The sequence below is a fragment of the Terriglobales bacterium genome, assembly GCA_035543055.1.
GTDB lineage: Bacteria > Acidobacteriota > Terriglobia > Terriglobales > Acidobacteriaceae > JAIQFD01.
This window is the reverse complement of sequence record DATKKJ010000183.1, coordinates 1-4820: the sequence shown is the minus strand read 5'-3', so window position 1 is coordinate 4820 and position 4820 is coordinate 1. Positions and strand designations below refer to the sequence as shown.

5 protein-coding genes are annotated in these 4820 nt (G+C 64.8%); 3 read left to right on the top strand and 2 right to left on the bottom strand.

From position 1 onward, the window contains the following. The 3 genes from VMS96_12110 to cysE form a co-directional block, all read left to right on the top strand. On the top strand, window positions 1–1478 hold a 1478-nt coding region (locus VMS96_12110), incomplete at its 5' end, for a hypothetical protein (protein ID HVP44169.1). Between the two features lie 84 nt (window positions 1479–1562). Continuing rightward, complete coding sequence (gene cysK, locus VMS96_12105; GenBank protein ID HVP44168.1) at window positions 1563–2531, top strand: cysteine synthase A; 969 nt, start codon at window positions 1563–1565, stop codon at window positions 2529–2531. Then, window positions 2528–3193, top strand: coding sequence for a serine O-acetyltransferase (cysE, locus tag VMS96_12100; GenBank protein ID HVP44167.1), 666 nt, complete (start codon window positions 2528–2530; stop codon window positions 3191–3193). The genes cysK and cysE overlap by 4 nt, the downstream gene beginning before the upstream one ends. Before the next feature lie 493 nt (window positions 3194–3686). Here cysE and VMS96_12095 read toward each other — a convergent pair whose 3' ends face one another. Together VMS96_12095 and VMS96_12090 are read right to left on the bottom strand one after the other, a co-directional pair. Further along, complete coding sequence (locus tag VMS96_12095; GenBank protein ID HVP44166.1) at window positions 3687–4130, bottom strand: hypothetical protein; 444 nt, start codon at window positions 4128–4130, stop codon at window positions 3687–3689. Between the two features lie 201 nt (window positions 4131–4331). Then, the coding region (locus VMS96_12090) for a hypothetical protein (GenBank protein ID HVP44165.1) at window positions 4332–4820 on the bottom strand (489 nt) is incomplete at its 5' end.

Here is a 4820-nt window from a genome sequence, read left to right as displayed (position 1 = left end):
TCGACCAGGGGATGAACTTCCTGTGGGGCTTCAATCATGATGAGGCGCTGAAGTCATTCCAGCGCGCCGCCGAACTCGACCCCAAGATGGCCATGGCGCAGTGGGGCATCGCCTACGCCGTGGGCCCAAATTACAACCTGCCGGTGGACGAGCAACGCGAACTGCAGGCGTACCACGCCATCCAGAAAGCGCTGGAGCTATCGAAGGGCGGCCCCGCCAACGAACGCGCCTACATCGAGGCGCTCGCCCGCCGCTATACCAACGATTTGAAGGGCAACCTGATGCCGCTGGCGGTGGATTTCAGCAACGCCATGCGCGAGTTGGTGAAGCGTTATCCCGACGACCTCGACGTGGCCACGCTGTTCGCGGAGAGCCTGATGAACCTGCGTCCCTGGAAGCTGTGGAACCCCGACGGCACGCCCGCGCCCGGAACGGAGGAGTGCATCGCCACGTTGGAATCGGTGCTGCGGCGCGACCCCGAGCACATCGGTGCCAATCACTTCTACATCCACGCGGTGGAAGCGTCGCGCAGCCCCGAGCGCGCGATGGCGAGCGCGGGCCGGCTGGCCGACCTGGCGCCGGGCGCCGGACACCTGGTGCACATGCCGGCGCACATCTACATCCGCACCGGCTTCCAGGAAGCCTCGGCCGAGACCAACAAGAAGGCGGCGGCCGCCGACGAGGCGTTCTTCCGCCAATCCCACCAGCAGGCCGGCATCTACCCGATGATGTACTACACCCACAACCTGCACTTCATCGCCGTCTCCAGCGCGATCATGGGGAAATACGATGAGGCGATGGCGGCCTCGAAGCGCATCCAGGAGCACGTGGCCCCGCACCTGAAGCAGATGCCGATGCTCGACGGCTTCAACGCAGTGCCGCTGCAGATCATGGTGCGCTTCCGGCGCTGGGACGGGATCCTGAAGCTGGCGCAGCCCGACGCCAGCCTGCCGGTCACCACCGGCATGTGGCACTACGCGCGCGGCATGGCGTTCGCGGCGCAAGGGAACGACGCCAAAGCGCGCGCGGAGCTGGAGGGCCTGAGCAAGGCGGCCCCGGAGATGGCGAAGATTCCCACCAATTCGGTAGGGCCGGAAAATGCGGGCAAGATGCCCAAGATCGCCGCTCACATGATCGAGGCCCGCATCGCCGAGCAGAAGAAGGACTACCGCGCGGCCGCCGCGCACCTGCGCGAAGCCGTCGCGCTGGAAGACAGCATGGATTACACCGAGCCTCCGGACTGGATCGCGCCGGTACGCGAGACCCTGGGCGCTGTGCTGTTACAGGCCGGACAGGCGGCGGAGTCGGAGAAAGTCTTCCGCCAGGACTTGGAGCAGCATCCGCGCAACCCGCGCTCCCTCTTCGGGCTAATGCACGCCCTCAAGGCGCAGGGCCGCGAAGAGGATGCTGCCGCCGTGTCGCGCCAGTTCAAGGCCAACTGGAAGAGCGGCGAGGCGCTGGAGGCGGGGCAACTGTAGCCCGGTGTGACCTCGGTCACATCAGGACGTTCACCCATCCGGTAGCGTATTCTGGCCGGAAGAAAACCGCGCCGGAGGCCCGCTATGCGCATCGCCCGCGACGTCACCCAGCTCATCGGACGCACCCCGCTCGTGCAACTGAACCGGGTGACCGGGGACTGTAGCGGGCGGGTGCTGGCCAAGCTGGAGAGCTTCAACCCCTGCAACAGCGTGAAGGACCGCATCGGCGTCAGCATGATCGAGGACGCCGAGCGCTCCGGCCGCATCACCCCGGGCAAGACGGTGCTGGTGGAGCCCACCAGCGGCAACACCGGCATCGCGCTGGCGTTCGTGGCCGCGGTGCGCGGTTACCGCCTCATCCTGACCATGCCCGACACCATGAGCCTGGAGCGGCGGGTGCTGCTGCGCGCTATGGGCGCGGAGATCGTGCTCACCCCCGGCCCCAAGGGCATGAAAGCCGCCATCGCCAAGGCCCAGGAGATTGAGAAGACCACGCCGAACGCAGTCATCCTCGACCAATTCGGCAACGCGTCGAACCCCAAGATCCACTTCGAGACCACCGGCCCCGAGATCTGGGCCGACACCGACGGCGCGGTCGACATCCTGGTCTCCGGTATCGGCACCGGCGGGACCCTCACCGGCGTCTGCCAGTACATCAAGCCGAAGAAAGCGTCGTTTCGGGCGATCGCGGTCGAGCCGGTGGACAGCGCAGTGCTCTCCGGCGGACAGCCCTCGCCCCACAAGATCCAGGGCATCGGCGCCGGCTTCGTGCCCGACATCCTGCGCCGCGATTACATCGACGAGATCGTCACCGTCACCAATGATGAATCCATCGAGATGGCGCGGCGTCTAGCCAAAGAAGAAGGGCTCCTTGTGGGTATCTCGTCGGGGGCCGCGGTTTCGGCGGCAGTCCGTGTGGCCCAGCGCCCGGAGAGCGCGGGCAAGCTGATCGTGGTGGTGGTGCCGGATTTCGGCGAGCGCTACCTCACCAGCGTGCTCTTCGACGCGCTGCGGCAGGAGGCGCTGCAGATGGAAGCAGCGGCGGTGTCATGATCGGCTTCTTGCGTGCTGTTCGCGAAGACATCCGCTCCGTATTCGAGCGCGACCCGGCGGCGCGCTCCTACGTCGAGGTCCTGACCTGCTATCCCGGACTCTACGCGCTCTGGTCGCACCACCTGGAGCACTGGCTGTGGGTGCACGGGCTGCGCTGGCTGGCCCGCTTCCTGTCGCAGGTCTCGCGCTTCTGGACCGGTATCGAGATCCATCCCGGGGCGGAGATCGGGCGGCGCGTGTTCATCGACCACGGCATGGGGGTGGTGATCGGCGAGACCGCCATCGTGGGCGACGATGTCACTCTCTACCAGGGCGTCACCCTGGGCGGCACCGGCAAGGAGAGGGGCAAGCGCCATCCCACGCTGATGAACAACGTCTTCGTCGGGGCCGGCGCCCGCATCCTGGGCAACATCACCATCGGCGAGAACTGCCGGGTGGGCGCTGGCTCGGTGGTGCTGCGCGATGTGCCCGACAACTCCACCGTGGTCGGCGTGCCTGGACACGTGGTGCTGCAGGACGGCAAGCGCGTGGTCATCGACGACCCCAAGAAGGTCGAGGACCCGGTGGATGCCGAGATCCAGGACCTGATGCGCGACGTGCGCGTGTTGAAGGAGAAGGTACGCGAGCTGAGCGGCGAGCCCGCGCGCGACCGCGAGCGCTGAGCTCATTGCGCCCGCGCCAACCCGCCATTTCTTGTCATCCCGAGGGAATCCCTTTAGGGATGACCGAGGGACCTTCGTGATGTGGGCAGCACAGATGCAGTCCAGCGGAGGGACGCCAGTCCCGACACCCATCCCGCTTAGGCGAGGACACGCGCCGTCAGGCGCAGAATGAGAGTAGCCCGCCAGTTCACTGGCGGGTACGCATTGCGTTCACGACAGAAGTCCCGTAGGGACGGCTGAGGTATCGCGGGGTTTGAAACCCCGCTCGACCTCAGTCGCCCCCACGGGGCTCGCAACCAAAATCGCACTCGTACCCGGCAGTAAACTGCCGGGCTATTTTCCTGCCGCCCCACCCGGGGCGGCAGCACAGTTGACCGGCGAGCCGGTTTCGCGCGACCGGGAACGGTGACACCTGGCAGGCGAACTACTACATACCGCCATCTCAGGGCTGAAGGTGGCGAAGGAAAAACGCCCCTTGTGCTAAGGGAATTTATCAACAGTTACCCGACTCGGAAGTGATCTGCGCCCTAGTTCTGCGACTCGTCAGTACTTGGCTCGACCTAGCCGCCAGCCACCCGAAACCGAAACACAGCGCCCCTGAGACAACCGATAGAAGGTCAGACGAGTAGGTGACGACCACAATCGGCAACACGCCAATGATGACCAGCAATAACAAACGTCCACGACACAGGAATCCGATAAACAGTCCGACGACGACGGAGACTGCCGGTGAGATGACGAATTGGTTGAAGCGTACCCATCTGAACATGAACTCAATTGGGTCGCCATACACGCGGGAATCTGGCGCGCCCTTTGTCGCCCAATCTCGGACGAAGGCACCGTTTTGGGTGTACTTCAATTCCAAAAACCCGGCTAGGCTTAACAATGTCAAGGCGAGCAGTACAGCCGCGATACCAACGATAATGGCGCGTTTCATAGGTCCGTCCGCAACGGACTTGATTTCAGCACACGACTCTTTTTCGGGAAAGTTACCAACGTGCCGCGACACACAGATGGAATGACCTTCGATAACTACTATTGATAACACCACTTATCACAAGTCACGGCCTACCCTCCTACGAATTGTGGTGGCGCTGACAGCGACCACAAGACGGATATCGGGTACAGCCCGCGCGGCTCAGGCGCCCTTCTTGCGCTCCAGGCGGATGCGCTCGATGTAGCGGCCGCTGGCCACGTCCACCCGCACCAGTTCGCCCGGGCCGATGAACAGCGGGACGTTGAGCTTGGTCCCGTTCTCCAGGGTGGCTTCCTTCCAGGCGCTGTCGCTACCCGCGTGCATGGGCGGGGCGGTATCGGCGATGCGCATCTCCACCACCTCCGGCAGCACCAGGCTGATGGGACGGCCTTCAAAGAATTCCACCGGCACCTTGGTCCCTTCCTGCAGGAAGTTCTCGCCCGCGCCGAGGGCGGCGCGCGGCACCTCCACCTGCTCGAAGCTCACGGGATTCATGAAGCAGCAGTTGTCGCCGTCGCGGTAGAGGAACTCCATGATCTGCCGATCGACCTCGAGCTCCTCGAGGCGGACGTCGGGGCGGAAGTGCGGCTCCCACAGGCGCCCGCTCTCCACGTTGCGCAGCTTGGTCTTGACCACGCCGCCCATCTGCCC